Genomic DNA, 25,886 nt, shown 5'->3' with positions numbered 1-25,886 from the left:
ATTTAATACAAATCTGACATTTTCAATCTAACTTACTGTTTTATAGCAGGAGATAAAAAAATATTTTTTCTCCACTGATAACCGAAAACCACCGCTAACGTGATGCCACGTAGTGCCATAAATCCTAACATCGCAGCCCATAATGCGTGGTTGCCATAACTATCTAGTAACCACCAAATGGCAAAAAAACCACAAGTCGCGACAAACATGCTATTACGCATCGCGCGCCCACGTGTTGCACCAACAAAGATCCCATCAAGCAAGAAACACCACATCGCCACTAACGGTACAGCTGCAAGCCATGGCAAATAAATATCAGCTTCCGCTTGCACTGCGGGCAGATCGGAAATCAAACTGACAATACGATCTCCTGCTAAAGAAAATACCAATGTCAGTATCACCGAGATGATAAAACTCCAAAACGTAGTGGTAATTAAATAACGTTCAAGCTGATCGCGATTGTTTGCCCCTACCGCTTTACCAACGAGTGCTTCCATCGCATAAGCAAAACCATCCATTGCATAAGACACTAACATTAGAAAACTCATCAACACCGCATTGGCTGCCACCACGTTATCGCCTAATGTTGCCCCTTGGAAGGTCATGAAAGTAAAGGTGGCTTGCAAACATAAACTACGCAGAAAGATATCGCGATTTAGTTTAAGTAGTCGTCCCATACCATGGCGAACTGTACTGATCTTTTCTTTTAATGGGGGCAAGGCATGCGCTAACCACTGACGAGAAACAAACCATAAACCCAGCAACATGCCACTATAATCTGCAAGAACAGAAGCCGCAGCTGCACCTTGAACTTTCCAGCCAAAACCCAGCACAAATAACACATCTAAAACGATATTGACAAGGTTAGTGACAATAAGCAGCCACATTGGCAACTTGGCATTTTGTGCCCCTAGCAGCCACCCCATGATAACGAAGTTCGCCAGTGCCGCAGGTGCACCCCAAATACGAATAGAGAAATATTGCTCGGCGTAAACTTTGACTTCGCTACTAGCATCACTGAAATGGAAGATCATGCTGCTAACAGGTTGATGCAGTGCAATAAGAAGGAAGGCAAATAACCATGCCAGCGCGATCCCTTGGACAAAAATCGCCGCTTGCGCATGTTTATCTTTACTACCAAAAGCTTGGGCGGTGATCCCAGTAGTCGCCATACGTAGAAAGCCTAACAGCCAAAACGTTACGTTGATCATGGTGCCACCGACAGCAACGCCACCGAGATACCATGACTTATCAAGGTGCCCGATCACCGCAGCATCCACCAGCCCTAATAACGGTACGGTGATATTGGAAAGCACCATCGGCAACGCCAGTGCAAACACCTGATAATGTAATGATTTGTCTTTTAACGCTGTTAGCACGTACTACCTCTATCGCAATAAAACGGGTTAAACAGCGTGATAGTTTAACCAGATGATAGAGGCGGCAACAGCCTTATGTTTTTAAAAACTAAAGAGCTATGACTAAAGTGCATTAACCATATAAAGGTAATAACCAATGATCAGCTAATAGCACCACAAACAAAGCAAGTAAGTGCCAGATAGAATATTTAAAGGTTGCCCAAGCATGGCCTTCACTATCAGCAAATTTTAGCTTCAATGCATAAGCAATAAAGCCAAGGTTGAGTACGCTACTACCGACTAAATACAGCCAACCACTCATACCGGTTAACCAAGGTAGCAGACCAACTGCAAATAAGATCAGGGTATAGAGCAACACCATGGTTTTGGTGTATTCGATACCATGGGTAACAGGCAGCATTGGAATACCCGCTTTAGCGTAGTCATCACGACGATGGATCGCTAATGCCCAAAAATGAGGTGGGGTCCACGCAAAGACTAACATCACTAAGAGAAATGCATGGGGATCGAGCTGACCTGTCACCGCTGTCCAGCCCAACAGTGGCGGTGCTGCTCCAGCTAAGCCACCAATCACGATGTTTTGTGGCGTTGCATGTTTTAACCACACAGTATAAATCAGTGCATAACCGACTAAACTTGCCATTGTCAGCCACGCCGTTAAAGCGTTAAGCATCAGCAATAAAGCAAAGCCGATTAGCATTAAACTGGTCGCAAAGACCACAGCTTTCCATGTTTCAATCCGTCCTTTCGCCAATGGTCGATGATAAGTACGTGCCATTTGAGCATCAAAACGGCGATCTAATACATGGTTAAACGCTGCCGCTGCCGCTGACTGTAAGCCGATCCCGGCAAGCCCCAAAATCACCGCATCCGCAGGTGGAATACCTTGTACAGCAAGACACATTCCCACTAATGCCGTGAGCAGTAACATCGCCACCACTTTAGGTTTGGTCATGGTGAGATAATCACGCCACAGGGCAACTGCTGGTGTTCGGGCTCGACGAGTATGAAGGAGTTCTGATTTAGCCATGAGTACTGCCCTCCGATGCAAAATACTTCATTTCTAACGAGCAACGACAATCGCAAACAAGGCGATAGCAGGTCGTTACTAACGCTATCAGTAATAGCAATCCAACCAGGTTATGTGTCACTGCGACCGATAACGGTAAACTAGCCACCACATTGGTGACACCTAATGTCACTTGTAGCGATAGAAAAGCGATGAGCCATAAACTATAACGTCGCAATGGTGGCTTAAACCAAAGTAATACCACTAACATCAAGACGACGGCTGTCGCAATCATCGCTCCGATACGATGCGCAACATGAATAGACACTCGCTGCGCATAATCTAATACTCCATATTCATAACTGCTGTGCGGTGGCTGTATTAGTTCAAACGCACTGGCTTGGAAGTTCCCTTGCCAATCGCCTTCACAAATCGGTAATTGAGTACAAACCACAGCGGCATAGTTGGCGGCAGTCCATCCTCCTAAAGCGATTTGCCCGATCACGATGAATAACGCAGCAATAGCTAATGTTCTTAAGCTAGTTAAATACTTAGCCGATAGTGATAAATTGGGTGTGAAGCCGTGATGATAAAATAAGGGCTTAGGTTGAATACGCAGCCTTAGAAGCCATAGCAGTGACACCGTCGTAAATCCACCGAGCAAATGCCCCATCACCACCACTGGCATTAATTGCATAGTAACCGTCCACATCCCTAACTGCGCTTGAAAGCACACCACCAGTAATAACAGACTAGGCAAGAGTTTCGGACGACCTTTGCGACACCACGCCATTACCGCTATAGCAAGGATCAATAAACCCAGACTTCCTGCAATGTAGCGATGGATCATCTCATTCCATGCTTTAGTTGGTTCAACTGGGGTTTCAGGAAAAGCCGCCTGCGCGGTTTGTAACTCAGCTTGCGTTTGTGGCACAGACATAAAGCCGTAGCACCCAGGCCAATCAGGACAACCTAATCCAGCGTCGGTTAATCGAGTATAAGCGCCTAGCCCGACGACCAACAATGACAGAATAAAGGCACCAGTGACTAAGAAATAAAACGGTTTATCTTTTTGCGCTTTATGCATAATCATTCCCCGCCATATTTTGTTAGTTAGCCAATCTTCGAGACTTTTAGCAGTCTTTTTAGATCTTTTAGAATATCTTTACCTTGCGTAAGAATTGCTTGTTGTTCAGTTACCAATGGATAAGCCATCATCACATTGCCATGAGGATCGGCAATATAAACCGCATTAAAGCCATACTCTGAGTTTTCAAATGGATGAAGCTCGCTATCATCGCTGTTATAACGCTCAATACCAGTTAATGATGGCGGTGTCGGTAAAGTCTGATTTTGTGGTGCCACTAACAACACACTTTTAACCCGATCTTGATAAGCCCCCACCGCTATCGGGATCTGCTGTAGGTGAAACAGTGCCCCTTCACATCCTTCATCGCACTGCTGAGGTAACCAATAAACCAGCTGCCACGTCTCAGGTTTTGCTAACCACTGTGCGCTGATCGGCGGAGTTATCAACTCCCCTCTATTGGTCACCCCTCCGGTGTACCAGTTTTGATTTAATATGACTTTCGCCAGCACCACAGGCAGTAGAAACATCACGCCTAATAACACCAATACCTGATATTTTTTCATTAGTCGCTCTCCCTTAATAACCACCATCCCGCCATCCCAAGTACCGCAAATGCCATCACAAACCATTGCATGGCATAGCCATAATGCTTGTCTGCTTTCATCACTACGGGTTGCCAATTTTGCTGAAGTGCAACAGGATTTGTTGCTGAGATCTGAATCACCCAAGTCGGTAAATGGCGATCTAATACTGTTGCGAGTTCAGTTAACTCAATATTTTGTACACGCAGCGGCCACTGTGTTGGGGCGACCTCTTGCTTGAGTGTTAACAATGATGAGGCTGGAGCAATGATGCCAGTAATGGTTTGCTCCCCATGAAAAGTGGGGAGCACTGGCAACATTTCACGATACGGAGGTGCAGCAAGCCAACCAAGGTTGACCAATAACCAACGTTCTTGGGTTCTAAAAGGCAAGTAAAGGTGATAGCCCACTCGCCCATTATTAAGTTGGTTATCCAATAAAATAGGACGACTATTATCAAACACCCCGACCAATGACACCCTGTACCATAGTGGTGCTGTGGGTAATAACGTAAGATCGGAGATAGCCGTACTTTCAGCAGTTTCTTCAACCTGTTGCTGTAATTTGAGTTTTTCAGCCCCTCGGCTTAATTGCCAAAAACCTAATTTTCCCAACATAGCGACAATGACGAAGGTAAAAACAACAAAAGCTATTTTTCGCATTGATTTTCCTCCATCCTTATTGGCTGAAACCGCTATCCTTAAATAAGCGTTTAATTTCTTATCAAACCCACCTTAAAAGGATGTTTTATGTTGATAAAAATACTGCTTATTAGCTTATTACTGGTGATCATCATTAGCCTGTTTAAGGCTCTCCCTGTCATGTTAAAAGGTCAATCTTCTCGTCCTATGTCCCACTATTTAGGTTGGCGTATCGGACTCTCTGTGCTTGCTTTTACGTTGATTGTCATTGCGCTCTTAACAGGTGTTATCACCCCAAATCCTCGCCCGTATTAACTTGTGTTAAATGATATAAACGAAGATAAATAGCCCTAGCCATACCACATCAACAAAGTGCCAGTACCAAGCTCCCGCTTGAAATGCAAAATGATGTTTAGGGGTAAAATGTCCTTTTAAAATACGACACCAAACAATAAATAAGATGATTGCTCCTAAGGTGACGTGAACCCCATGAAATCCCGTCAACATAAAGAAAGTATTACCGTAAATCCCCGCATCTAAACGCAAGTTCATGTATTCATAAGCATGGACATATTCCACCCCTTGTAAGTACACAAACACCGCGCCCAACAATACCGTAAGCAATAGCAGCAACTTCAGTCGAGGACGATTATTTTGCTCTAATGCGGTATGAGCAAAATGTAGAGTAACCGATGATGTCAGCAATAAAATGGTGTTATACAGTGGCAAACCAATCGGTCCCATGGCTTGAGTTTCCGTACCATCAGGCGTTTTAAGCAACGGCCACATAGCAACAAAGTCTGGCCATAACACGGCATTGGTCATGGCGTTATTACTTGCACCACCAAGCCATGGCACCGCAATCATTCGGGCATAAAATAACGCACCAAAGAAAGCGGCGAAGAACATCACTTCAGAGAAAATAAACCAGCTCATTCCTTGACGAAACGAGCGATCCATCTGTGCACTATAAAGCCCGCCCATGGACTCTCGGATCACATCCCGAAACCAACCAATCAGCATAAATAAAATGAGCCCTACACCTGCCAGTAAGATCCAAGGACCTTGACCACCAAACAGATCCCCGACAGTCGCACCAGCACCTAAGGCTATAAGAAATAAGGCAATTGCCCCTACTATGGGCCATGCGCTTTCATCGGGCACATAATATTTCGTTGTTGGCGGTAAGTTATCGGTTTCACTATAGGGCTTTGACATTATCCACCTCACTGTGTTGCTCAGCCGTTGGGTTATCCATGGCAACGTTAAACAGGGTGTAAGCTAACGTCAGTGTTTCTATCTCTTTCGGCAAGTCAGGATCGATATAGAACACCAACGGCAATTCTGCATTTTCACCACCCTCTAAAGGCTGATGGTTAAAACAAAAACATTCGATTTTATTGAAGTATTTCGCCGCCACGCCCGGTGTTACCGAAGGCACAGCTTGTCCGATAGTGGCGACTTTATTTAAATTTTTCGCATCATATTTGATGATTTTCGTCTCACCGGGATGCACCGTGATTTGCTTTACCTGTGGGGTGAATTGCCACTTCACCCCCGGATTGATGTAAGCAACAAATTCCACTGTGACTTCTCGACTGGTATCAACCCGATCACTGGTTTCTGTTGGGGTTGTCGATGTCTTTCCGTTGATCCCTGTGATATCGCAAAACACGTCATAGAGAGGCACTAATGCAAATGCAAAGCCAAACATGCCAATAGATGCAAAGATGAGTCCTAACAATGACCGACGCTTTTTCGGCTCACTCATAGTGCCTCCTAAGGATCAATCTTGGGTGGTGTCGAGAAGGTGTGGTATGGCGCTGGAGACGGTACTGTCCACTCCAACCCTTCAGCCCCTTCCCAAGGTTTCGCAGCCGCTTTCTCACCACCTCGAATACACTTGAACAATACTGCTAAGAAAATAAGTTGGGATGCGCCAAATAAGAACCCACCAATACTCACTACTGCATTAATATCAGCAAATTGCAGCGCATAATCAGGAATACGGCGTGGCATACCCGCCAGCCCTAAGAAGTGCATTGGGAAGAAAAGAATGTTGACCGAAATCAGTGAGCACCAAAAATGCCATTTGGCTAGACGCTCATCGAACATATGCCCTGTCCATTTAGGTAGCCAGTAATAGGCAGCAGCCATAATCGAGAAAATCGCTCCCGATACCAGCACATAATGGAAATGTGCCACCACAAAATAGGTATCGTGGTATTGGAAATCCGCAGGAGTGATCGCCAGCATCAGCCCAGAAAAACCACCGATGGTGAATAGAACGATAAAGGCCAGTGCAAATAACATCGGCACTTCAAAGGTTAACGAGCCCCGCCACATGGTAGCGACCCAGTTAAAGACTTTTACCCCTGTGGGCACCGAAATCAACATGGTGCAATACATGAAAAACAACTCAGCAGCGACCGGCATCCCAGTGGTAAACATATGGTGTGCCCACACCAAAAAGCTAAGCCCAGCAATGGATGCAGTGGCGTACACCATTGAGCTATAACCAAACAGCTTTTTGCGTGAAAATGCAGGGATAATGGCTGAAATGATACCGAAACTCGGTAAAATCATGATATAGACTTCAGGGTGACCAAAGAACCAGAAAATATGCTGGAACATCACCGGATCGCCACCACCAGCAGCATCAAAAAAGCTGGTACCAAAGTATTTATCAGTCAGAACCATGGTTACTGCCCCTGCAAGTACTGGCATCACCGCAATCAATAAAAACGCTGTGATCAACCATGTCCAAACAAACAATGGCATTTTCATATACGTCATACCCGGTGCGCGCATATTTACAATGGTCACAACAACGTTAATCGCCCCCATAATGGAGCTGATCCCCATAATATGAATAGCAAAGACGAATAAGCCTGTACTGGCTGGGCTATACGTGGTTGAAAGCGGCGCGTAGAAAGTCCACCCAAAGTTAGGACCGCCCCCTTCCATAAAAAGAGATGCCAACAATAAAGAAAATGCGAAAGGTAAGATCCAAAAGCTCCAGTTATTCATCCTTGGCAGTGCCATATCAGGCGCCCCAATCATCATTGGGATCATCCAGTTCGCCAGCCCAGTAAAGGCAGGCATCACCGCCCCAAACACCATGATCAAACCATGTACCGTGGTCATTTGATTAAAAAAGTTAGGCTCAACAAGCTGTAATCCAGGCTGGAATAATTCAGCACGGATCACCATCGCCATAGCACCACCAACAAAGAACATGGTTAAGCTGAACAACAGATACAGTGTGCCAATGTCTTTATGATTAGTGGTAAACAGCCAGCGTTTTAATCCCTTTGCAGGGTGATGCTCATGATGTTCATGCTCGGTTTCTGTATGACCAGCAGTATCTATTTCGGCTTCTTGTCGCATCATATCCGTCATGCTCCTACTCCTTATAATTGCTGGCCATTTTTAATTGCTTGTACTTCCGCAGCTTGAATCACTTCACCAGTATCATTACCCCAGGCATTACGCTCGTAAGTGATAACAGCTGCGAGCTCTTTCAAACTCAGCTGAGGTCCAAACGCCTGCATTGCGGTACCATTTTTGCCATGTACCACAACACTGATATGCTCTAACTTACGTTTTGGATCGGCCGATACCCCTTCTCCAGCTAATGCAGGAAATGCCCCCGGAATACCCTGACCATTGGCTTGATGACACATAGCGCAACGAGCGGTATAGGTTTTCTCTCCTAAACTCATTAACTCATCCATAGTCATTTCCATATCCAGTAGTCGTTGCTCTTCTTCCTTGGCTTTACGTTGGGTGATCTTTGTTTGTTGTAGCCATTCCTCGTATTCGGCTTGCGGTTTAGCAATCACCACAATCGGCATAAAGCCATGATCTTTTCCGCACAACTCGGCACACTGACCACGATAAATCCCAGGCTCATCTATCCGAGTCCACGCTTCATTGATAAAGCCGGGATTAGCATCTTTTTTCACAGCGAACGCAGGTACCCACCATGAATGGATCACATCTTGCGAGGTAATAAGAAAGCGGACTTTTTGCCCGACAGGAAGGACTAACGGGTAATCCACTTCAAGTAAGTAGTTATCACGCTTTTGACGCTGATTACTGATCTGCTCAGCACTGGTGGCAAGGTGGGAATAATATTCAACGTCTTGATCGAAATAGCTGTAATGCCATTTCCATTGCGATCCCGTGACTAAAATGGTGACATCAGATTTAGAGGTATCTTCCATTGCGATTAAGGTCTTAGTGGCAGGTACCGCCATTGCAATGAGAATAATGAAAGGGATCACCGTCCAGATAATTTCGACTTTAGTGCTTTCATGAAACGAAGCAGGTTTTGCCCCTTTGGATTTTCGGTGATGGAAAATTGCCCAAAACATGGCACCGAACACCACGACACCAATAGCGATACAGATATAGAGAATGGTCATATGAAGACCATAAACTTCCTGACTTACCGCCGTCACACCCGGTGTCATGTTCAGTTGCATGGTTTCTGCCATCAACGGCAGTGAGAAAAATACACCCGCACTTCCTGCGATCAATGAACGAATCATCGCCCTGACCTCCCCTGTCATTCAAATATACAAAAATGAACGATTTCTATGTGGCTCAGATGCTTCGGCTAATCTAGTTATTTCTCTTTGCCATCAGGTGTGGCTTTATTTTTATGATTTGAAGCATTTTCAAATAGCACATACCAACACATAAAAATGTCTCGATATATTTAACGTAGGCAGGATTTGTGAATAACGCAAAGAATCAACGTCAAAAAAACAACTAACAAAAAAGTAGATAACACATTGAAATATAGATACAAACAACCCCATCAACACACGTTTTTTAATATCTATAGATCCGCTTAAGAATGGATAACAAGCAGTAATAACAGCTGTTTTTTTAGTGTTTTTATAGTTTCAAATGAACAAGTACAGGGGTTAGACGGTATTTCATACTCGGCATTTTTGCGAGCCAACGCTGCCAAACACGCCAGCGAGGACAGGTCGTATCTAACGGACTATAACAACGAACTAATTCCGCCCAAGGTAGCCAATTTAGCACCTGCTGAGCGGGATCACGGTAACCATGTTGATATTCACTACAGCCCATTTTTTTCGCTAGCGGACTATGGCAAAGATCGCCTGCAACGACGATACATATCTCGATATTGCTAAAACGACAGCCTATTTTTTGTAAAAATGTCGCTAACTGCTGCGAATTACAATTTAATAAAGCGTGATCGCACAATAGCATCATGGGTACATTAGTCATTTTAGGCAGTCGCTTTAGCCAATCAAACTCTAACGCTGAGCCGGTTTTTAAGGTGTAGCGATCGCTGCGATGAAATAGTTTTTCTCGCCACAACAGGTTTTCATCAGTATCTAACTCAAACCAACGGCAACGTCCGTTATCAAGACGGTAAAATCGGGTATCTAGTCCTGCACCAACATTGATGATTAATCCTTGGGGATGACGAATAAGAAAATGTCTGACTTGATGATCACATTGCAGAGTCAATGTGGCATGCAATAACTGACGTTGAGGAACGTCTTGATTGACACAATCAGGCACGAGATAACACTGACGACACGCTGCAGCCGCCACAGGATCATAAATCAATCCATCATCGGCTAAGCTTTCACGACTGCGATACCATAGCGGTTGAAGCAAATCAGCAGGTATTATGTAGCGATCTACTTTCGTCATTATCATCCTCTCCTTACAACCAACTGGATGATAATAGTTATCAGTTAGATTTGCAAAGTTACCTTAGCGTTTTTTTGATAATAAAAAAGCGCAGCTTGCGCCACGCTTTTCTGTTTCACTCAATCCGTCGTTCTTAACCCATCACATCCAATCGGCGTTGCGGATCACGCCAACGGCAATACCTTCAATGGTTAAGCTTTGATGTTCTAAATCAACTTCAATCGGTGAAAACTCTTCGTTTTCCGCATGAAGTAAGACCTTTGAGCCTTTTTTATCAAGACGCTTTACTGTCACGTCGTCATCAACACGAGCAACCACAACCTGACCGTTATGTACATCTTGGGTTTTATGCACAGCTAATAAATCGCCATCCATAATACCGATGTTCTTCATACTCATACCATTTACACGCAGTAAAAAATCAGCACGAGGTTTAAATAACATAGGATCGACTTCGTAATGCGCTTCAACATGCTCTTGCGCTAAAATCGGCTCACCAGCAGCAACACGACCAATCAATGGTAGCCCTTGCTCTTCTGGCTCTTCCTCTGTTACCAATAAGCGAATACCACGTGATGCACCGGGAATAATTTCCAGTACTTCTTTACGTGCTAACGCTTTTAAATGTTCTTCTGCCGCATTCGCTGAGCGAAAACCCAATTCACGCGCAATTTCGGCACGTGTTGGTGGCATACCTGTTTCATCTATCTTTGCTTTGATCAAATCAAAGACTTGTTGTTGGCGTAATGTCAACGGCTTCATGAGTCACCTGTCTTTTTATACAGTTCACTGTGAGTATATCCAGTGTTACCCCACATTAAAAGGCAATTGTTTACGAAAACACCAATTTGATCAGTTATTCAAAGCAATTTAACTTTGCCGAACTAAATTATCTCAACACTATCGCAAAAAATAATAATTCAAGCATAATCAATTAGATTTGACTCAACTGGTCGTGCCAGATTGTTTTTTGCACCGAAAATTGGCAAAAAATAGACCATAAAAGACCATAAATAATGATAATTTAAATGTTATCTGCCGTATTTTAGCAGCATGAAATCAAGCATTTTCTGCTATCCTTGCGGCGCATTAAGATTCTGAGGCTCGTTATAAATATGTCACGTTGGCAGAAATTTTATCAACAGTTATTAAAGTTGCCACTTTCTATCCTTGTAAAACCTGCAACTATTCCCTCTGATCCCGTGGCGGATTTGGAGTTAGATTTAGAACGACCTATCGTCTACATCTTACCGTACTGTTCAAACACCGACTTGTTAACGCTACGCAATAGCGCTAAGGCACTAGGTTTGCCAGATCCGCTATCTAAGCTTGAAATTAACGGTCAAAGTTTTCCACGTTTTGTCTTTGTTGCTGAAGGTCCAAGTGTGTTTGGCTCAACGAGTGCGCTGCCTCAAGAGTCAATCGAACTCTTTACTGAGTTACTTGAGCAACACAAACAAGATCCTGAGTTAAATATTCAGCTTATTCCTGCTTCTATTTTATGGGGGCGCGCACCTGGAAAAGAATCCAAGCGCAAACCAGCATTACGTCCGCTTAATGGTCCAGCAAAATTCTGGGCAATTCTCAGCCATGGTCGTGACTGCTTAGTTCGCTTAAGCACGCCGGTATCACTGCGTTACATGGCCGATCATCACGGTACTGATGATGCTATCGCGCAGAAATTAGCACGTGTAGCTAAGATCCATTTCTCTCGCCAACAAATTGCGGCATCAGGTCCTCGTTTACCTGATCGTCAACAGCTATTCAAACGCTTACTTGAATCAAAAGCAATTGATAAAGTCGTACAAGAAGAAGCGATCAGCCGCCAAGTACCAGTCGAAAAAGTACGCAAAGAAGCCATTGGTATGATGGAAGAAATCGCTGCGGATTTCTCATACCCATTGATCAAAAACGGTGAACGTTTCCTACGTTGGTTATGGACTAAGCTATACCAAGGCTTAAACATCAAAGGAGCGCAACGCGTACGTCGCTTAGCACAAGATGGTCATGAAATCGTATATGTGCCTTGTCACCGTAGCCACATGGACTACCTGCTGCTTTCTTACGTGCTATATAACGAAGGTTTAGTGCCACCGCACATTGCCGCGGGTATTAACTTAAACTTCTTCCCAGCAGGCCCTATTTTCCGCCGTGGTGGTGCATTCTTTATTCGTCGTAGCTTCCGTGGTGATCGCCTGTACTCAACGGTATTCCGTGAATACTTATCAGAGCTATTTACCAAAGGTTATTCCGTTGAGTACTTCAGTGAAGGCGGTCGCTCTCGTACTGGTCGTCTGCTTCCTGCCAAAACAGGTATGCTTTCAATGACGATTCAAGCGATGCTACGTGGTCTTAACCGCCCGGTTACGCTTGTGCCTGTATACATCGGTTATGAGCATGTAATGGAAGTAGGTACCTATGCCAAAGAGCTACAAGGTAAGCGCAAAGAAAAAGAAAATGCCGGCCAAGTGCTGCGAACTTTACGTAAATTACGCAATTTAGGCGAAGGTTACGTCAACTTTGGTGAGCCAATTCCACTTAACCAATACCTCAACGATAACGTACCAGAGTGGCACAAAGAGATTAACCCTATCGAGCCACAAAAGCCGACATGGTTAAATCCTGTGGTTAATGATTTGGCCGTTAAAATGATGACGCATATTAACGATGCGGCAGCCACTAACGCCATGACACTGTGTGCCCTTGCGTTGCTCTCATCTCGCCAACGTGCACTGAGTCGTGAAGTACTAGAGCAACAGATTGAATGCTACCTTGAGCTACTGCGTAATACGCCATACTCAAGCGAATGTACGACACCCAAAGAAAGTGCTGAGCAAATGGTTGATCACGCCATTGCGATGGATAAATTCGTGGTAGAGCGTGATAAGTTAGGTGATATTATCTCGCTTGATCGTCAGCAATCGATTTTGATGACCTACTACCGCAATAACATCATTCACTTGTTTGCGTTGCCATCATTGATTGCCCACATCGTGGTACAGCAGCAAAGCCTGACGAACGATGAGATCCATGAGCAGGTAGAGTTACTCTACCCATTCTTGAAAGCAGAGTTATTCTTACGCTTTGATGAAGAGCAACTGAATACTGAAATTGATAAGATCATTGATGAGCTAGTACGTCAGCGTCTACTTCTTAACGATGGCATTAACATCTCAATCAATAGCACCCGTATTCGCTCACTACAGCTACTTGCACGTACGATTTCAGAAACCCTGCAACGCTATGCGATCACTTTAACACTACTGCGCGCAGAGCCTGAAATGGCGAAAGATGACTTAGAGCAACACAGCCAAGTATTAGCACAGCGTCTAAGCCGTCTACACGGTATTAATGCGCCTGAGTTCTTCGACAAAGGCGTATTCAGTAGCTTAGTGAAAACATTACGCAGCGAAGGCTACTTGAACAGTGAATGTCACGCAGTCACTCGCCCGGTTGAGAATCTGGCAAACCTTCTTACATCGCTAGTATCACCAGAAGTGAACCTCACCATTCAAGCGGTAATGCAGCCAGATGACGGTAAAGAAGAAGTAACAGCAGAGACACAAGCGTAATTAACCCTAGTGTTCTGATATAAAAAAAGCGCCTTGAAGGCGCTTTTTTCTTGCTCATTTTCAGTGTTATAAGCAAACACTCAATACAATACCTAAGCAGACAATCATGCCGAAGTAATTGTTATTCAAAAAGGCACGGAAACAGCTTTCTCGTTGACGCTCTTTGATCAACATTTGCTGATAAACAAACAAACATGATGCTAATAATAAGCACCAATAGAACACCTGCCCTAATTGCAACACCATACCCACAGCGATCAATAACCCAAGCGTTGCCAGTTGCAGCACACCAATGATTAATTTATCGAAGCGACCAAATAAAATCGCTGTGGATTTAATGCCAACTTTTAAATCGTCATCACGATCAACCATCGCATATTGAGTGTCATAAGCAATCGTCCACAAAATATTTGCCGCAAACAGTAGCCATGCACTCACCGATAAATTGCCCGCTTGCGCAGCGTAGGCCATTGGGATTGACCAACCAAATGCCACCCCTAATACCAACTGCGGCAAGTGAGTGTAACGCTTCATAAACGGATAACTTGATGCTAATAACAACCCCACCACAGACAACATGATGGTTAATTTATTCATTGTTAGTACCAGCAAAAACGAGACCAGTACTAATAAGAAAAACAGCCCTAATGCTTCACGCTCTGATACCTTTCCCGACGGCATTGGGCGATGCTTAGTACGTTTAACATGGCCATCAAAATTACGATCAGCAAAATCGTTGATCACACACCCTGCTGCACGCATAAAAATCACACCGAGCACAAACACCACTAAGACATTGATATTTGGCATCCCATCTGCAGCCAAAAACAGCGCCCATAAGGTTGGCCATAACAATAAAAGACTGCCTATTGGGCGGTCAAAACGTGCTAATTGCCAAAACGCTCTGGCCTTGGTCATTTCTAACATGGGTTATTTCCTTGCATAAACTGGTGAGCCATCTAAAAACAATTCCGCCACCAGCAGGGGTTTTTCATTGATCCATAATCGTGAACGACGCGCCCAAATCGGTCGCTCGGGCATACCTAACTTTGCAATTTCCAATGCATCACGACGTGCATTCGAACCATTAAAAACACGATATCCAAGGGGATTGGTGCCAAGCTCTGCGAGATCACTTTCCTCACCACATAACGTCGAGGTTGGAATTAACGTGCGCGCATAAACCCAAGATTGTTGATCGCCTTGCAACATAACCGTACGCTCAAGGCAATCACTCATGCCAAGCAGTGCTCGCTCTGATAGTGACAACTCACCATTGTTCACTATTTTTTGCTCTAAAACTGTGACCGAGAAAACACGGCAGTGAGCAGCAAAACGGCGAGATAGAGAGTCAGACTCTAATAACCAATGCCCGACAGAGCTTCCTTCTAATGCCCATTCAACGGCGGGATACCATACAGCACCTTCAAGTAACGGACTATATAACTGCTTGAATTCCGACATGTTCTCACTACTTAATCAACGAACTCGTGATCGATAACACTTGGTTGAATGCGGTTAATTTATTAACATAATGATCTGCTATTGTAGCAAGCTGTAACCTGTACGAATATCGTTACTGTGAAAAGATTACACCTGTTTCTCACAAACTACGTGGACAACATAAGTATAATGATGAAATTATCTGCTTTTGCGACAGCACTAACGCTTGTTGGCTTGCTTCAAAGCCCCATTGCGGTGGCATCCCCCAGTGAAGAGGTCGCAAGCCAGCCTCAGATCACCTACTACACCTTAGAGCCTGATATCACCACCAACTATGTGACTCAAGGTAAACGACTCGGTTATATTCGTTTGCAAATTGATCTAATGATCAGAGATCAAAAGCACTTAACGGAAATTGAATACCATACTCCATTGATCCGTGACGCCATCATAGAAATTGTGAGCAAGCAGCCAGAAGCGAAAATTAAATCGCTCGCAGGTCGTGAAGAAATTCGTAGAGCTTGCCAAGATCAAGTCAATCGACTGCTGCTGGCAGAGACCCGTCAACAGCCTGTTGCTGAATTACTCTTTACCAAGTTCCTTTACCAGTAACATCGCACTTTGGTGATATCGTTAAAGCGAACATTGCCGCTTTAACGATATTTCTAGTACCCATTAAGCCTGACGTGGCGGATTAATTTTTGCGTCAAAAAACGCAATCACACAACCGGTCAATAAGCCAAATAGGTGCGCCATATTCGCAATGGATGTTCCCATCGGCTCAGCAAAACCAATCACCAACCATACCAGCATGAAGATCACATAAGAGCGCGCAATCACCAAACCTCGTTGAGGTGCTAACCAGCCCATCCACCAGATATAACCCATTAATGCGTATACCACGCCAGACAAACCACCAAAATTAGGGCCATCTAGCCAGAACTGACCAAAACCTGAAACTAATGAAGACAATAAGAAGATCTGCACCAGTTTAGCCGAGCCACTATGGCGCTCAATTTGTCCACCTAGTAACCACCACCATAGGCAGTTAAAAATGACATGAATTGGTGAGAAATGCAGAAGTGCATGAGAGAAGTAACGCCATAGTTCCCATTGATCGCCATTCATAAAGGGAAAATGAAGCCATGCAAATAAGGTACTTTCAAACCCTAACAACCATAAGCCGTAAATCACTAGCGAAGCGACCATAACCAGTAAGGTAAAAGGCCCCGCTTGTGCTTTGACCATGTTGATCAAACTGGGATTGTTGTAATGGAATTTGGCAGTGCGGCTTTCCGCAACCTGCCATGATGCGGCTTGGTACTTTTTATTGGTAGGATCTTGCAAAAAGGCATTCAGCTCAGCTTCGGCTTCCACCAGATACTGCTCATCTGCCAGCCATAATGCAAATTTACCCTCTGGCTCTGGCGCCATGGAGATTTCAATCCCCCGATAGGCCATATAGTCGATAAAAGCCTGGGCTTGTCGAGGGTTATAGAATCCCGCTAAGCGATACATAATGATGACCTTATCTGTCAGAAAAAATGTCTAAACCAAGATCTATCATTATCTCATACGAGATACCACTATAAAGCAGTTTATGCTTGGATCATCGGCAATGCCGCACGGCGCCATGCTTCAAAACCACCATCTAAGCTATAAACATTCTCATAGCCTTGATTGATCAAATACTGCGCCGCACCTTGGCTGCTAATACCGTGATAACACATCACGATCACGGGTTGTTCAAACTCCACCTCATCCATCCAGCTCACCATGGTGTCATTGGTTAAATGAAAGGCTTGCTCGGGATGCGCTAACGCGAACGACTGAGGATCACGAATATCAACTAACACCGCTTGGCTGTCTACCTGCTGTAATAATTCGTAAGCTTGTTCTACTGAAATGTGCTGAAACTGTTCCATGAATTTCCTTTGACTGACTTTAGGTTATCTCTATCGATCCTTACTGTTGTTATTATCAGATCGACAGGGTTAAACATAGGATCCTTTTAACACGATCCTGACGCTTGAATCACGCTTTCGCGCTAACCAAACCATTATACCTCAGCTTATGATGAATATATTCCATCAGAAAATTACGGTTTATCCACATTTTCCGAAGCGAGTAACAAAATAACTTTCAAGTGAAGACAAGGGCTTGCCGTCGATCTTACCCACAACATGAACACAAAGTGTTCATCTGTGGAAAAATCTGTGAATTGCGTTGATAATGTGTTTTGCTAAAAAATGATCCACTACATGTAGATCGGATCCAATCATAAGCTGTGGATAATATGTTCTTTAATACACAGAGATACTCACAATAGTGACGGTTATCTCATTATTTTCAATACCCTAGCGAGCTGTTATTACTCGCATCTCACAAGACTTAGTTACTCACTGATTAGCCGGATCTTCAGGCACAAAAAAACCGACACTCAGGTCGGCTTTTCTCATTGCTAAACTGCGATCATGGATCAATAAAAATCGCCCACGGCATCTTTTAGCTTTTTCATCGCATTTTTTTCTAGCTGACGAATACGCTCAGCAGACACACCATAATTATCCGCTAAATCCTGTAAGGTCGACTTATCATCGTCTAACCAGCGTGAGCGAACAATGTGTTGGCTACGCTCATCAAGGCTGGCTAATGCCTGTGATAAACGGTTATTAGCATGGTTTTCCCAGTTATTCTCTTCGTAGGTCAGTGCCACATCAGAGCTTTTATCTTCAAGGAAATATGCGGGCGCCATCGGTGCAGCATCACGATCGTCATCATCGTTCTGCATTTCAAAGGTCGGATCTTGCGCCGCTAAGCGCGATTCCATTTCTCGTACTTCTTCAGGCTCAACACCCAGTTGCTCGGCAACCATGTTAACTTCTTCGTTGTTGAACCAACCTAAACGTTTTTTCGACTTACGTAGGTTGAAGAATAATTTGCGCTGAGACTTGGTGGTTGCCACTTTCACAATACGCCAGTTACGCAAAACGTATTCGTGAATTTCTGCTTTGATCCAATGCACTGCAAATGAAACCAATCGCACCCCAACTTCAGGATTAAAACGTTTCACCGCTTTCATTAAACCAATATTGCCTTCTTGAATAAGATCAGCAATCGGCAGGCCGTAACCAGAATAACCTCGAGCAATATGCACAACGAAGCGCAGATGCGACATTACCAATGCTTTCGCAGCGTTAATATCATCATCGTAATGCAGACGTTCAGCTAACTCTTTCTCACGTTCTGGCGTGAGCATGGGATAACGGTTTACGGTCTGAATATAACTATCCAAACTGTCCGTTGATACCAGAGCCATTGCAGACATCTCTTTTGACATTCAAAGACCTCGCGTGTTTTGTACTATTTTTGTTCTATCGTAACGATAAATAAACGCCAACTTACGTTACGTGAACCTGCAATAATGCCTGTAAACATAGTCCAATTGCAAGCCGAAGCGCTAATGAATATGAATTACAGGCATCATTAATCAATAAAGCTGTATCGAAACTGATATAAACGACAATTTACACCGGCTCGATCTCCTTTAGGTGACGTCCAGCAGATAATCTTGCTGCTAGTAAGCCTAAAAACGCTGCTAGCATAACCATAATTAAGCTCTCATCCCAGCTCAATCCGATCATTCTAAAATTGCTACCATAGAGGTTAGCCAGCTTTGCAACCGCTTCATCAAGCAATAGCGTTACCACTGCTGTTAAGATCCACGCAATCACAGCGGCAATTAAGCCATACCAAACACCAACATAAAGATAAGGGCGTAGGATGTAGCTGTCTGTTGCGCCCACCATCTTCATCACTTGGATTTCATCTTTATGACTCAGTACTTGTAGACGCAGGGTATTACCCACAATCAAAAAGACCGCAAATAGCATCAAGCCAGACATTAGCATTGCCAGTGTGATCGCTAAATCTTGAATTGCGGCTAAACGCTGTAGCCAATCACTGTCTAAACGTACTTCGTTCACCATTGGGTCTTTGCCTAGCTTGTCAGCAAGAGCACGGGCTTGAACATCACTTTGCCAATCAGGCGCAGGTTTAACAATGATCACCGCTGGCAGTGGGTTATCTTTAGCATCAAACAAGCTCAGTGCTTTTTCAAAACCGCCATGAGCACGAAACTCTTCTAACCCTTGTGTGGCTGAAATGTATTGAACACTTTCGGTTTCTGGCCACTTTTTAATGCTGTCAGCAAAAGCTTCACCGTCACTATCACTGACCTTGTTATTCAGGTAAACGGTGATTTGACTTGGGTTTTGCCAAGAATCAGCCACTACAGTGATGTTCTTTGCCATTAGGTAGAAAGTACACGGTAGCGTAAGGGCAAAAGCCAATACCGCTAGGGTTAAAAAGTTACCTAATGGGCGACGGAACATGTCTCTTAAAGCTGCTCCACCTTGCTGGCGATGAATCGCAAAGAAACCGGTCGATTTACGCGCCATGACTCAACTCCCTTAGGTTTCCTTTTTGTAGATCTAAGCGACGATAATCTCGGCTCGCTAGTAATGATGTATCGTGGGTTGCCATTAATACGGTTACCCCAACACGATTAAATTCTTCAAACAAGCGCAATACTTGTTGTGATAAATCTGGGTCTAAGTTACCAGTTGGCTCATCGGCAAGCAGTAACATAGGTTTGTTCACAACAGCGCGGGCAATACCCACACGCTGTTGCTCACCACCGGAGAGTTGGATTGGCAAACACTTGGCTTTATCCAACAGTCCGACTTTATCAAGCGCCGCACAAACACGACGCTTGATGTCATTTTCCGGCACTTGCTCAACACGTAATGGCAATGCAACGTTGTCGTACACACTGCGATCCATCAGTAGCTTGTGATCTTGGAAAATGATGCCGATATTTCGGCGCAGAAATGGGATCTGCTTATTGGGTAAACGCGTGATGTCATGACCGTTAAACCAGATCTGACCATCACTTGGGCGTTCTAAAGCACAAATTAATTTCAGCAGGGTACTTTTACCGGCACCTGAGTGACCGGTTAAAAAAGCCATGTCTGCTGGACGTAGATGGAAATCTACTTTCTGTAGGGCTTGCCTACCGCCACGATAAGCTTTACTTACCTGCTGAAATCGAATCACGCTTTATTCCTCATCGCTAAATAACGCTTCAATAAACTCATCTGCTGCAAATGGACGGAGATCGTCAATGCCCTCACCGATACCGATGTAACGAATAGGAATATTAAACTGATCTGCAATAGCGAAAATTACGCCACCTTTTGCTGTGCCGTCCAATTTGGTGATCGTGATCCCCGATACCGGAGCCACATCACTGAACAACTTAGCTTGGCTGATCGCATTTTGGCCAGTGCCCGCATCCACTGTTAGCATAATTTCATGAGGGGCATCGACATCCACCTTCTTCATTACGCGAACAATCTTACGCAGCTCTTCCATTAGGTTGCCTTTGTTTTGCAAGCGACCTGCGGTATCGGCAATCACCACATCAATGTTCTTCGCTTTTGCCGATTCAATGGCATCGAAGATCACTGAAGCACTGTCAGCACCCGTATGTTGCGCCACAACTGGGACGTGGTTACGCTCACCCCATACTTGCAGCTGTTCAACAGCCGCCGCACGGAACGTATCACCTGCCGCCAACATGACGGATTTACCTTCAGATTGGAATTGCTTCGCTAGCTTACCGATAGTGGTGGTTTTACCAACACCATTAACGCCTACCATTAAGATGACATACGGCTTCTTGCTCGTATCAACAACCAAAGGCTGCTCGACTTTGCTTAGCATGTCTGCCAATTCATCTTTTAGTAAACCATAGAGGGCTTCACCGTCTTTAAGTTCCTTTCGAGATGCTTTATCGGTCAGATTTTCGATAATTTTCAGCGTGGTATCCATACCGACATCTGCAATCAATAGCTGCTCTTCCAGCTCTTCAAACAGTTCGTCATCGATTTTCTTACCGCTAAATAGACCGAAGAAACCTGCACCAAAATTGGTCTTGGTTTTCTTTAAACCACGCATTAGGCGGGCAAAGAAGCCTTCAGATTTTGGCTTTTCTTGCTCAACTGGCTTGGCTTCTACTACCTCAGGGGCTGTTTCATTTTCAGCCTCTGTTTGTGCAGTTAGCTCTGCCTCGTCTTCTTTTGCATCTTTACTTGGTGCTGATGGCTCAAGCTCTGATGAAACTTCTGGCGCTTCCGTTACCGTTTCTTCAACAACGTGCGTTTTTTCAGCGTCATTTACTTGCAACGTCTCTGCCAATTCGACATCATCAGTCTTAGCAATCTTCTCTTGCTCTGCTGCAGCTAAGTCGTCAGTTTGAACATCTTCATTATGCTCAACTTTCGCTGTTGCCTCGTCAGAGGAATGTGTTGATTCAGGGCTTTCTGAAGCCCCATCGACTACTGATTGTTCAGTAGTTTGTTCCTTTTGAGCATCGTTATCTTCAGAGCCAAATCCGAGCCATGAAAATAATCCGCGTTTCTTTTTTTCTGCCATTGGCGAATCCTAGCGCTTGATTGGTACAATTTGCAGCCTAAAAACAGGTGTATACTATCATTTTCTCAACGGTCAAAAAAATCTATGACGCAGCGTAGACAACAAACAACTCGCAAACCACAAAATAATCGTCCTGGCGGGTTCGTTCGCATCATTAGCGGACAATGGCGTGGACGCAAATTACCCGTTCATGATGTCGAAGGACTACGTCCTACCACAGACCGTGTAAAAGAAACACTTTTCAACTGGTTAGCGCAAGACATTTATCAATCTAAATGCCTTGATTTGTTCGCTGGTAGCGGCGGTTTAAGTTTTGAAGCCCTTTCTCGTGGTGCAGAAAGCGTCACGATGCTTGAACTGGACAAAAAAGCAGCCAATCAATTGGAGCAAAATTTAAAAACCGTTGGTGCAACAAATGCGACAGTGGTTAATGGTGACAGCTTAGCGTTTCTGTCACAACCAGGCAGTGCACATGATTTAATCTTTATTGATCCTCCTTTTAGAAAAGATCTTATTCAAGATGTGATCACCGCATTGGAAAACAACGGCTGGCTTGCTCCCCATGCAATGATTTATATTGAAGCCGAAAAGGAATTAGGCAACCTGACAACGCCAAGCCATTGGCACCTGCACCGTGAAAAAACAGCAGGACAGGTTTGCTATCGCTTATTTGCTAGAGAGGAACCATGAAGGCATTAATACTTGTCGCTAAACTCGCCATCGCTTTTGTTTGGCTAGTGCTATTGGTCAATATTGTTCACCCATTCCCTGGCGTGGCAGCCATGGCGTTATATATCATGACCGCGTTCTTGTTTATGATGCACGGCCTGCAAATGCTGATTTTTATCGGCGCATTTGGCGATAAAATTAATATGTCCGGTTGGGAGAAGTGGTCGATACTTATCTTTGGTATCTTCGCCCTACTCGATATCCGTCGCAAGCACATGATGTGACATAGAATAGAACAAAAAAGCGAACTCACAAGTTCGCTTTTTTATTGTCTTATAACAATGATTAATGCTGGTCGCGATCGCATTGGCAATTCCAGCACAATTCAAATTGCCCTTGATTGACTTCACCACACTGCCTACAACACCAATCGTGATAATCATTACGTTGGTAATCACTCACAATCACTTGCGCTCGTTGCCATTGCCACGGTGAAACCCACACCTTCACTTCGACCACATTAGCCGGAAGCTCACCTATTGCAGCACCTAAGGCTTCTCCCGTTAAGCGTGTTTTTACCCCTTCGCTTTCTAATAAGCCTTTTACACTATGTGCTTCAAGACTATTACTCGCGCTATATATACATTGCCATTGCTCAGACATGGGAACTCCTCAAATGACACTTTCGCTACAGCGCAAGCACTGATCCCACAAACAGCCCTTGAGCAATAAAATACGTCGACATAATGATCGCTGTTGAAGCGGTAAATTCTTGTTTGAAACGATTAATCGCCAATGTCAGATCCGATAGCACAAACAACACCGCCCCTACCACAGCTAACAATGCTGCTTGGCTGTGAGATAACAACCAAAATTGCCCAGCGGCAAAAGCCATCAACATGATCACGCTCATGTATAGCGCAACGGGCGCTTGTAGCTTCCCTAAATAAGGTAACAAGAGTAGAAACACCACAATACCAATCGCTATACACAATGCCAGTAGCCACCAGCCCACATGCCCTTGCCATTGACTCGCAAACGCTGCAGTGTAAACGACATGAGCGAGAAAAAAACTGATTAACCCCGCCATAAATCGATCTTGTGGCAACATCAGATAAATGTCCCCCAGCACCGAGAAACATAACCCAACAACAATTGCCCAATAATAAAAACTTGGCGCACCACTCCATAAACAAGCGATCACCATCAACACGACCGTGAGCGGCTTACTGACATAGAACAGCCAACGAGGGCCCCGATAAGCAGCCATGATATGGAGCACTGCTAATAAAATAATACATAACCACATAAGTGACGATTCACGTTCCTTTTCGTAGCTCTTGTAACAGTGACTAAATATCACGGCTTTTGCCATCTCAATAATCGGAAATTCTTCACTCCGAGATCACAAAGCCTACAAAAGCTAACATCACGAACAACTAAACAATACAAAGCAAACGTTTACTTTTCTTGTGTAGCGTTTTCCTGCCATTTTAATAAAGATACCTAAAAACCATAACCTTCTTCATTTAAGAATCGTCATCAAAAAAAACAAACACTACTTTGAAAAACAACACCTTAAAAACAAAAAGATAATATCCATAGCCGTTAAAATGTAAAATATACGCTTTGAGTATGCGCTATTTCCAATAAAAAACACCACTCAATAGAGCTATTGGAAATATTAAGTAAGAAATTCATTAGATTTGGTTATATAGCAAAGCTTTAATAAACAAATTAATTACTAATAAGTTGCCATACTCAAAACATTGAACAAATAAGCCATGTTTTAACAGATAAAATTCCCAACAGATAAGAAAAGAACAAGAAAAACAACACCAAAACCAATAAAAACAGCAAGTTAAAATCGATAAAAAACTACAAAGACAACATTAAACAGTTTAAAAAGGTAAGAAAAACACTGTTTATTTGGCTATTTGAAGCCTTTATCATGATATAAAAATGTTTTTATCTTGATTTTGACGCCATCATATTGCTTAAGCGGTAAAAAAAATGTTATTCTTTTTGTCAAGCTAAACTGTTAACAAAAAAAAGGATGACAATATGTTCACATCTTCTCAAAAACAAGGACTTATGATGATTGCTGTAGTCGTTGGCCTAATGACACTACCAATTCTCTACTAAAAGAATTACTCAATTAAAAAAAATAGCGCCTTTTGGCGCCATTTTTTTATCTGCTTCACACCCACCTTCCTTAATTGCACCAAATAACAACAACTTCTCCGTTTTAGCGCAAAATAAAACCCGATGCATTACTACACAGGGCTTGAATAAAAACAGGGGAATTTAGTGCTTAGAGCTTAATATGGTGCCAATTTACGGTATAAAACCATATTGCGGCTAATGTAAAACCACAAAGCAAGGTAATGGCAACACCCCATACCAAGCGACTGCTGCGTGGTGCTAACTCCTTTTCACACCAATCACACAGTTGAATAAATTCATCACTTGAATCAACGGATTCATCCGATGACGTAAAGCGTTGATTCAGTTCAGCGATCTTTTCTAGTGTCATTAACACATCATGGGGTAAACGATCTTCACAACTGCCAATCAATTGCTGAAGATCAGAACCTTTGGCGTGATAATGGTGACGTAATAAATCTTCAATACGTCGTGAACGATCAATTACTTGCTCAATATCGACCATGAGCCCACTCCTTGTTGATGCCTTATATTTACCTTACAACTAAAGTGCCAATATGCAAGATAGCTTACGTAAAGTTATCTTATTTTTGTTACGGTTAGATCACGCTTTTCTACCCATTGATTAGTGATATCTCCCTGATTGTGAATAATAACCAGCAAGACAGTCTTTCATCTTTCAAGGAGTAAGCCTTATGCCAACAGGGATCATTGTGGCAATTTGCATTCTATTTATCTTCTCATTTGGCTATTTCATTTTTAGCTATCGCCGCCATACATTAGGACTTGATGCACCAGAGCGAAAACTGGATGTCATGATCCTTGATAAGCAAAGTAATAAGGTTATCGGCTCTCACCCAGGTGAAGAAGATGAAGAATATTGGATTTACGTTGAGCCCGTTGCCGGAGGTCCAAAACGTGAATTTATGGTCGGTATCCATTATTACCACGCCCTAAACCCAGGCGATAAAGGCACCATGACTTATCGTGGTCACCAGTTCATGCATTTTGCGCTACAGCGTGATTAAACATTAAATAATAAAAAAGCCTGACAGTGATGTGACCCCATAAAGTTGGACATTTCGGTTAAGCGGCTTGTAAGGCCTGATTTCGATATTCAATCGGAGTCAGG

The 25,886-nt window shown here is 43.7% G+C and carries 28 protein-coding genes; 6 read left to right on the top strand and 22 right to left on the bottom strand.

Annotated features, from left to right (window positions below):
• Positions 1-32 precede the first annotated feature (32 nt).
• From dinF to E5A76_RS04530, 5 genes are all read right to left on the bottom strand, one after another.
• Positions 33-1,379, bottom strand: a complete 1,347-nt coding sequence (dinF, locus tag E5A76_RS04550) for an MATE family efflux transporter DinF (protein WP_161118224.1) — start codon at positions 1,377-1,379, stop codon at positions 33-35.
• A 112-nt stretch (positions 1,380-1,491) separates the two neighbouring features.
• Positions 1,492-2,409, bottom strand: coding sequence for a heme o synthase (cyoE, locus tag E5A76_RS04545; RefSeq protein ID WP_161118223.1), 918 nt, complete (start codon positions 2,407-2,409; stop codon positions 1,492-1,494).
• On the bottom strand, positions 2,402-3,475 hold the full coding sequence (locus E5A76_RS04540; RefSeq protein ID WP_161118222.1) for a COX15/CtaA family protein: 1,074 nt from the start codon (positions 3,473-3,475) through the stop codon (positions 2,402-2,404). The genes cyoE and E5A76_RS04540 overlap by 8 nt, the downstream gene beginning before the upstream one ends.
• Positions 3,476-3,501: 26 nt before the next feature.
• Positions 3,502-4,041, bottom strand: a complete 540-nt coding sequence (locus E5A76_RS04535; protein WP_161118221.1) for a cytochrome oxidase — start codon at positions 4,039-4,041, stop codon at positions 3,502-3,504.
• A complete protein-coding gene (locus tag E5A76_RS04530) occupies positions 4,041-4,721 on the bottom strand; it encodes an SURF1 family protein (protein ID WP_161118220.1) in 681 nt (226 codons plus the stop codon). The genes E5A76_RS04535 and E5A76_RS04530 overlap by 1 nt, the downstream gene beginning before the upstream one ends.
• Before the next feature lie 87 nt (positions 4,722-4,808).
• Between E5A76_RS04530 and E5A76_RS04525 the strand changes: the two genes are divergently transcribed.
• A complete protein-coding gene (locus E5A76_RS04525; RefSeq protein ID WP_161118219.1) occupies positions 4,809-5,015 on the top strand; it encodes a DUF2909 domain-containing protein in 207 nt (68 codons plus the stop codon).
• 6 nt (positions 5,016-5,021) lie between these two features.
• Here E5A76_RS04525 and E5A76_RS04520 read toward each other — a convergent pair whose 3' ends face one another.
• From E5A76_RS04520 to lexA, 6 genes are all read right to left on the bottom strand, one after another.
• Positions 5,022-5,918 (bottom strand): cytochrome c oxidase subunit 3, encoded by an 897-nt coding sequence (locus tag E5A76_RS04520; RefSeq protein ID WP_161118218.1) that lies wholly within the window; start codon positions 5,916-5,918, stop codon positions 5,022-5,024.
• Positions 5,902-6,471 carry a cytochrome c oxidase assembly protein gene (locus tag E5A76_RS04515; RefSeq protein ID WP_161118217.1) on the bottom strand — a complete coding sequence of 190 codons (570 nt, stop codon included), beginning with the start codon at positions 6,469-6,471 and terminating at the stop codon, positions 5,902-5,904. The genes E5A76_RS04520 and E5A76_RS04515 overlap by 17 nt, the downstream gene beginning before the upstream one ends.
• Positions 6,472-6,479: 8 nt before the next feature.
• Complete coding sequence (gene ctaD, locus E5A76_RS04510; RefSeq protein ID WP_053987428.1) at positions 6,480-8,102, bottom strand: cytochrome c oxidase subunit I; 1,623 nt, start codon at positions 8,100-8,102, stop codon at positions 6,480-6,482.
• A gap of 11 nt (positions 8,103-8,113) precedes the next feature.
• The gene (gene coxB, locus E5A76_RS04505; RefSeq protein WP_161118216.1) at positions 8,114-9,256 is read right to left on the bottom strand and encodes a cytochrome c oxidase subunit II; all 1,143 of its coding nucleotides are present in this window, start codon (positions 9,254-9,256) and stop codon (positions 8,114-8,116) included.
• Positions 9,257-9,608: 352 nt separating this feature from the next.
• The gene (locus E5A76_RS04500) at positions 9,609-10,406 is read right to left on the bottom strand and encodes a class I SAM-dependent methyltransferase (protein WP_161118215.1); all 798 of its coding nucleotides are present in this window, start codon (positions 10,404-10,406) and stop codon (positions 9,609-9,611) included.
• A gap of 141 nt (positions 10,407-10,547) precedes the next feature.
• Positions 10,548-11,168, bottom strand: coding sequence for a transcriptional repressor LexA (gene lexA / locus E5A76_RS04495; protein ID WP_008988213.1), 621 nt, complete (start codon positions 11,166-11,168; stop codon positions 10,548-10,550).
• Between the two features lie 353 nt (positions 11,169-11,521).
• On the opposite strand from lexA, the gene plsB reads away from it, so the two are divergent.
• A complete protein-coding gene (gene plsB, locus E5A76_RS04490) occupies positions 11,522-13,978 on the top strand; it encodes a glycerol-3-phosphate 1-O-acyltransferase PlsB (protein WP_161118214.1) in 2,457 nt (818 codons plus the stop codon).
• Between the two features lie 66 nt (positions 13,979-14,044).
• Here plsB and ubiA read toward each other — a convergent pair whose 3' ends face one another.
• Positions 14,045-14,905, bottom strand: coding sequence for a 4-hydroxybenzoate octaprenyltransferase (gene ubiA, locus E5A76_RS04485; RefSeq protein ID WP_053987424.1), 861 nt, complete (start codon positions 14,903-14,905; stop codon positions 14,045-14,047).
• A gap of 3 nt (positions 14,906-14,908) precedes the next feature.
• Positions 14,909-15,442, bottom strand: a complete 534-nt coding sequence (locus E5A76_RS04480; RefSeq protein ID WP_053987423.1) for a chorismate--pyruvate lyase family protein — start codon at positions 15,440-15,442, stop codon at positions 14,909-14,911.
• Between the two features lie 168 nt (positions 15,443-15,610).
• On the opposite strand from E5A76_RS04480, the gene E5A76_RS04475 reads away from it, so the two are divergent.
• Positions 15,611-16,033 carry a flagellar basal body-associated protein FliL gene (locus E5A76_RS04475; RefSeq protein ID WP_161118213.1) on the top strand — a complete coding sequence of 141 codons (423 nt, stop codon included), beginning with the start codon at positions 15,611-15,613 and terminating at the stop codon, positions 16,031-16,033.
• Positions 16,034-16,096: 63 nt separating this feature from the next.
• Here E5A76_RS04475 and glpG read toward each other — a convergent pair whose 3' ends face one another.
• From glpG to ftsY, 6 genes are all read right to left on the bottom strand, one after another.
• Positions 16,097-16,939, bottom strand: a complete 843-nt coding sequence (gene glpG, locus E5A76_RS04470) for a rhomboid family intramembrane serine protease GlpG (RefSeq protein ID WP_045066001.1) — start codon at positions 16,937-16,939, stop codon at positions 16,097-16,099.
• An 80-nt stretch (positions 16,940-17,019) separates the two neighbouring features.
• Positions 17,020-17,346 (bottom strand): thiosulfate sulfurtransferase GlpE, encoded by a 327-nt coding sequence (glpE, locus tag E5A76_RS04465; RefSeq protein WP_161118212.1) that lies wholly within the window; start codon positions 17,344-17,346, stop codon positions 17,020-17,022.
• 554 nt (positions 17,347-17,900) lie between these two features.
• The gene (rpoH, locus tag E5A76_RS04460) at positions 17,901-18,761 is read right to left on the bottom strand and encodes an RNA polymerase sigma factor RpoH (RefSeq protein ID WP_053987420.1); all 861 of its coding nucleotides are present in this window, start codon (positions 18,759-18,761) and stop codon (positions 17,901-17,903) included.
• A 187-nt stretch (positions 18,762-18,948) separates the two neighbouring features.
• On the bottom strand, positions 18,949-19,881 hold the full coding sequence (gene ftsX / locus E5A76_RS04455) for a permease-like cell division protein FtsX (RefSeq protein ID WP_161118211.1): 933 nt from the start codon (positions 19,879-19,881) through the stop codon (positions 18,949-18,951).
• Complete coding sequence (ftsE, locus tag E5A76_RS04450; protein WP_161118210.1) at positions 19,871-20,539, bottom strand: cell division ATP-binding protein FtsE; 669 nt, start codon at positions 20,537-20,539, stop codon at positions 19,871-19,873. Before ftsE ends, ftsX begins: the two co-directional genes overlap by 11 nt.
• Before the next feature lie 3 nt (positions 20,540-20,542).
• Positions 20,543-21,919 (bottom strand): signal recognition particle-docking protein FtsY, encoded by a 1,377-nt coding sequence (gene ftsY / locus E5A76_RS04445; RefSeq protein ID WP_161118209.1) that lies wholly within the window; start codon positions 21,917-21,919, stop codon positions 20,543-20,545.
• An 84-nt stretch (positions 21,920-22,003) separates the two neighbouring features.
• Between ftsY and rsmD the strand changes: the two genes are divergently transcribed.
• A complete protein-coding gene (rsmD, locus tag E5A76_RS04440; protein WP_023933901.1) occupies positions 22,004-22,609 on the top strand; it encodes a 16S rRNA (guanine(966)-N(2))-methyltransferase RsmD in 606 nt (201 codons plus the stop codon).
• Entirely contained in the window at positions 22,606-22,872 is a 267-nt protein-coding gene (locus E5A76_RS04435; RefSeq protein WP_161118208.1) for a DUF1145 domain-containing protein, read from the top strand. Before rsmD ends, E5A76_RS04435 begins: the two co-directional genes overlap by 4 nt.
• A gap of 61 nt (positions 22,873-22,933) precedes the next feature.
• On the opposite strand, the gene E5A76_RS04430 is transcribed toward E5A76_RS04435, so the two are convergent.
• From E5A76_RS04430 to E5A76_RS04420, 3 genes are all read right to left on the bottom strand, one after another.
• Entirely contained in the window at positions 22,934-23,251 is a 318-nt protein-coding gene (locus E5A76_RS04430; protein ID WP_053987415.1) for a putative signal transducing protein, read from the bottom strand.
• A gap of 25 nt (positions 23,252-23,276) precedes the next feature.
• Positions 23,277-23,897 (bottom strand): lysoplasmalogenase, encoded by a 621-nt coding sequence (locus E5A76_RS04425; protein WP_107166744.1) that lies wholly within the window; start codon positions 23,895-23,897, stop codon positions 23,277-23,279.
• Positions 23,898-24,902: 1,005 nt separating this feature from the next.
• The gene (locus E5A76_RS04420) at positions 24,903-25,259 is read right to left on the bottom strand and encodes a hypothetical protein (protein WP_053987413.1); all 357 of its coding nucleotides are present in this window, start codon (positions 25,257-25,259) and stop codon (positions 24,903-24,905) included.
• A 190-nt stretch (positions 25,260-25,449) separates the two neighbouring features.
• On the opposite strand from E5A76_RS04420, the gene E5A76_RS04415 reads away from it, so the two are divergent.
• On the top strand, positions 25,450-25,782 hold the full coding sequence (locus E5A76_RS04415; RefSeq protein ID WP_161118207.1) for a DUF2500 domain-containing protein: 333 nt from the start codon (positions 25,450-25,452) through the stop codon (positions 25,780-25,782).
• Positions 25,783-25,886 lie beyond the last annotated feature (104 nt).

It is taken from the genome of Photobacterium lucens, assembly GCF_009873615.1.
Classification (GTDB): Bacteria; Pseudomonadota; Gammaproteobacteria; order Enterobacterales; family Vibrionaceae; genus Photobacterium; species Photobacterium lucens.
This window is presented reverse-complemented; position numbering and strand designations above follow the sequence as displayed.

Excerpts from the sequence above, each read along its gene's own strand:
- cyoE (WP_161118223.1), bottom strand. The coding sequence starts at position 2,409 with ATGGCTAAATCAGAACTCCTTCATACTCGTCGAGCCCGAACACCAGCA.
- E5A76_RS04540 (WP_161118222.1), bottom strand. The coding sequence starts at position 3,475 with ATGCATAAAGCGCAAAAAGATAAACCGTTTTATTTCTTAGTCACTGGT.
- E5A76_RS04535 (WP_161118221.1), bottom strand. The coding sequence starts at position 4,041 with ATGAAAAAATATCAGGTATTGGTGTTATTAGGCGTGATGTTTCTACTG.
- E5A76_RS04530 (WP_161118220.1), bottom strand. The coding sequence starts at position 4,721 with ATGCGAAAAATAGCTTTTGTTGTTTTTACCTTCGTCATTGTCGCTATG.
- E5A76_RS04525 (WP_161118219.1), top strand. The coding sequence starts at position 4,809 with ATGTTGATAAAAATACTGCTTATTAGCTTATTACTGGTGATCATCATT.
- E5A76_RS04520 (WP_161118218.1), bottom strand. The coding sequence starts at position 5,918 with ATGTCAAAGCCCTATAGTGAAACCGATAACTTACCGCCAACAACGAAA.
- E5A76_RS04515 (WP_161118217.1), bottom strand. The coding sequence starts at position 6,471 with ATGAGTGAGCCGAAAAAGCGTCGGTCATTGTTAGGACTCATCTTTGCA.
- ctaD (WP_053987428.1), bottom strand. The coding sequence starts at position 8,102 with ATGACGGATATGATGCGACAAGAAGCCGAAATAGATACTGCTGGTCAT.
- coxB (WP_161118216.1), bottom strand. The coding sequence starts at position 9,256 with ATGATTCGTTCATTGATCGCAGGAAGTGCGGGTGTATTTTTCTCACTG.
- E5A76_RS04500 (WP_161118215.1), bottom strand. The coding sequence starts at position 10,406 with ATGACGAAAGTAGATCGCTACATAATACCTGCTGATTTGCTTCAACCG.
- lexA (WP_008988213.1), bottom strand. The coding sequence starts at position 11,168 with ATGAAGCCGTTGACATTACGCCAACAACAAGTCTTTGATTTGATCAAA.
- plsB (WP_161118214.1), top strand. The coding sequence starts at position 11,522 with ATGTCACGTTGGCAGAAATTTTATCAACAGTTATTAAAGTTGCCACTT.
- ubiA (WP_053987424.1), bottom strand. The coding sequence starts at position 14,905 with ATGTTAGAAATGACCAAGGCCAGAGCGTTTTGGCAATTAGCACGTTTT.
- E5A76_RS04480 (WP_053987423.1), bottom strand. The coding sequence starts at position 15,442 with ATGTCGGAATTCAAGCAGTTATATAGTCCGTTACTTGAAGGTGCTGTA.
- E5A76_RS04475 (WP_161118213.1), top strand. The coding sequence starts at position 15,611 with ATGATGAAATTATCTGCTTTTGCGACAGCACTAACGCTTGTTGGCTTG.
- glpG (WP_045066001.1), bottom strand. The coding sequence starts at position 16,939 with ATGTATCGCTTAGCGGGATTCTATAACCCTCGACAAGCCCAGGCTTTT.
- glpE (WP_161118212.1), bottom strand. The coding sequence starts at position 17,346 with ATGGAACAGTTTCAGCACATTTCAGTAGAACAAGCTTACGAATTATTA.
- rpoH (WP_053987420.1), bottom strand. The coding sequence starts at position 18,761 with ATGTCAAAAGAGATGTCTGCAATGGCTCTGGTATCAACGGACAGTTTG.
- ftsX (WP_161118211.1), bottom strand. The coding sequence starts at position 19,881 with ATGGCGCGTAAATCGACCGGTTTCTTTGCGATTCATCGCCAGCAAGGT.
- ftsY (WP_161118209.1), bottom strand. The coding sequence starts at position 21,919 with ATGGCAGAAAAAAAGAAACGCGGATTATTTTCATGGCTCGGATTTGGC.
- rsmD (WP_023933901.1), top strand. The coding sequence starts at position 22,004 with ATGACGCAGCGTAGACAACAAACAACTCGCAAACCACAAAATAATCGT.
- E5A76_RS04435 (WP_161118208.1), top strand. The coding sequence starts at position 22,606 with ATGAAGGCATTAATACTTGTCGCTAAACTCGCCATCGCTTTTGTTTGG.
- E5A76_RS04430 (WP_053987415.1), bottom strand. The coding sequence starts at position 23,251 with ATGTCTGAGCAATGGCAATGTATATATAGCGCGAGTAATAGTCTTGAA.
- E5A76_RS04425 (WP_107166744.1), bottom strand. The coding sequence starts at position 23,897 with ATGTGGTTATGTATTATTTTATTAGCAGTGCTCCATATCATGGCTGCT.
- E5A76_RS04420 (WP_053987413.1), bottom strand. The coding sequence starts at position 25,259 with ATGGTCGATATTGAGCAAGTAATTGATCGTTCACGACGTATTGAAGAT.
- E5A76_RS04415 (WP_161118207.1), top strand. The coding sequence starts at position 25,450 with ATGCCAACAGGGATCATTGTGGCAATTTGCATTCTATTTATCTTCTCA.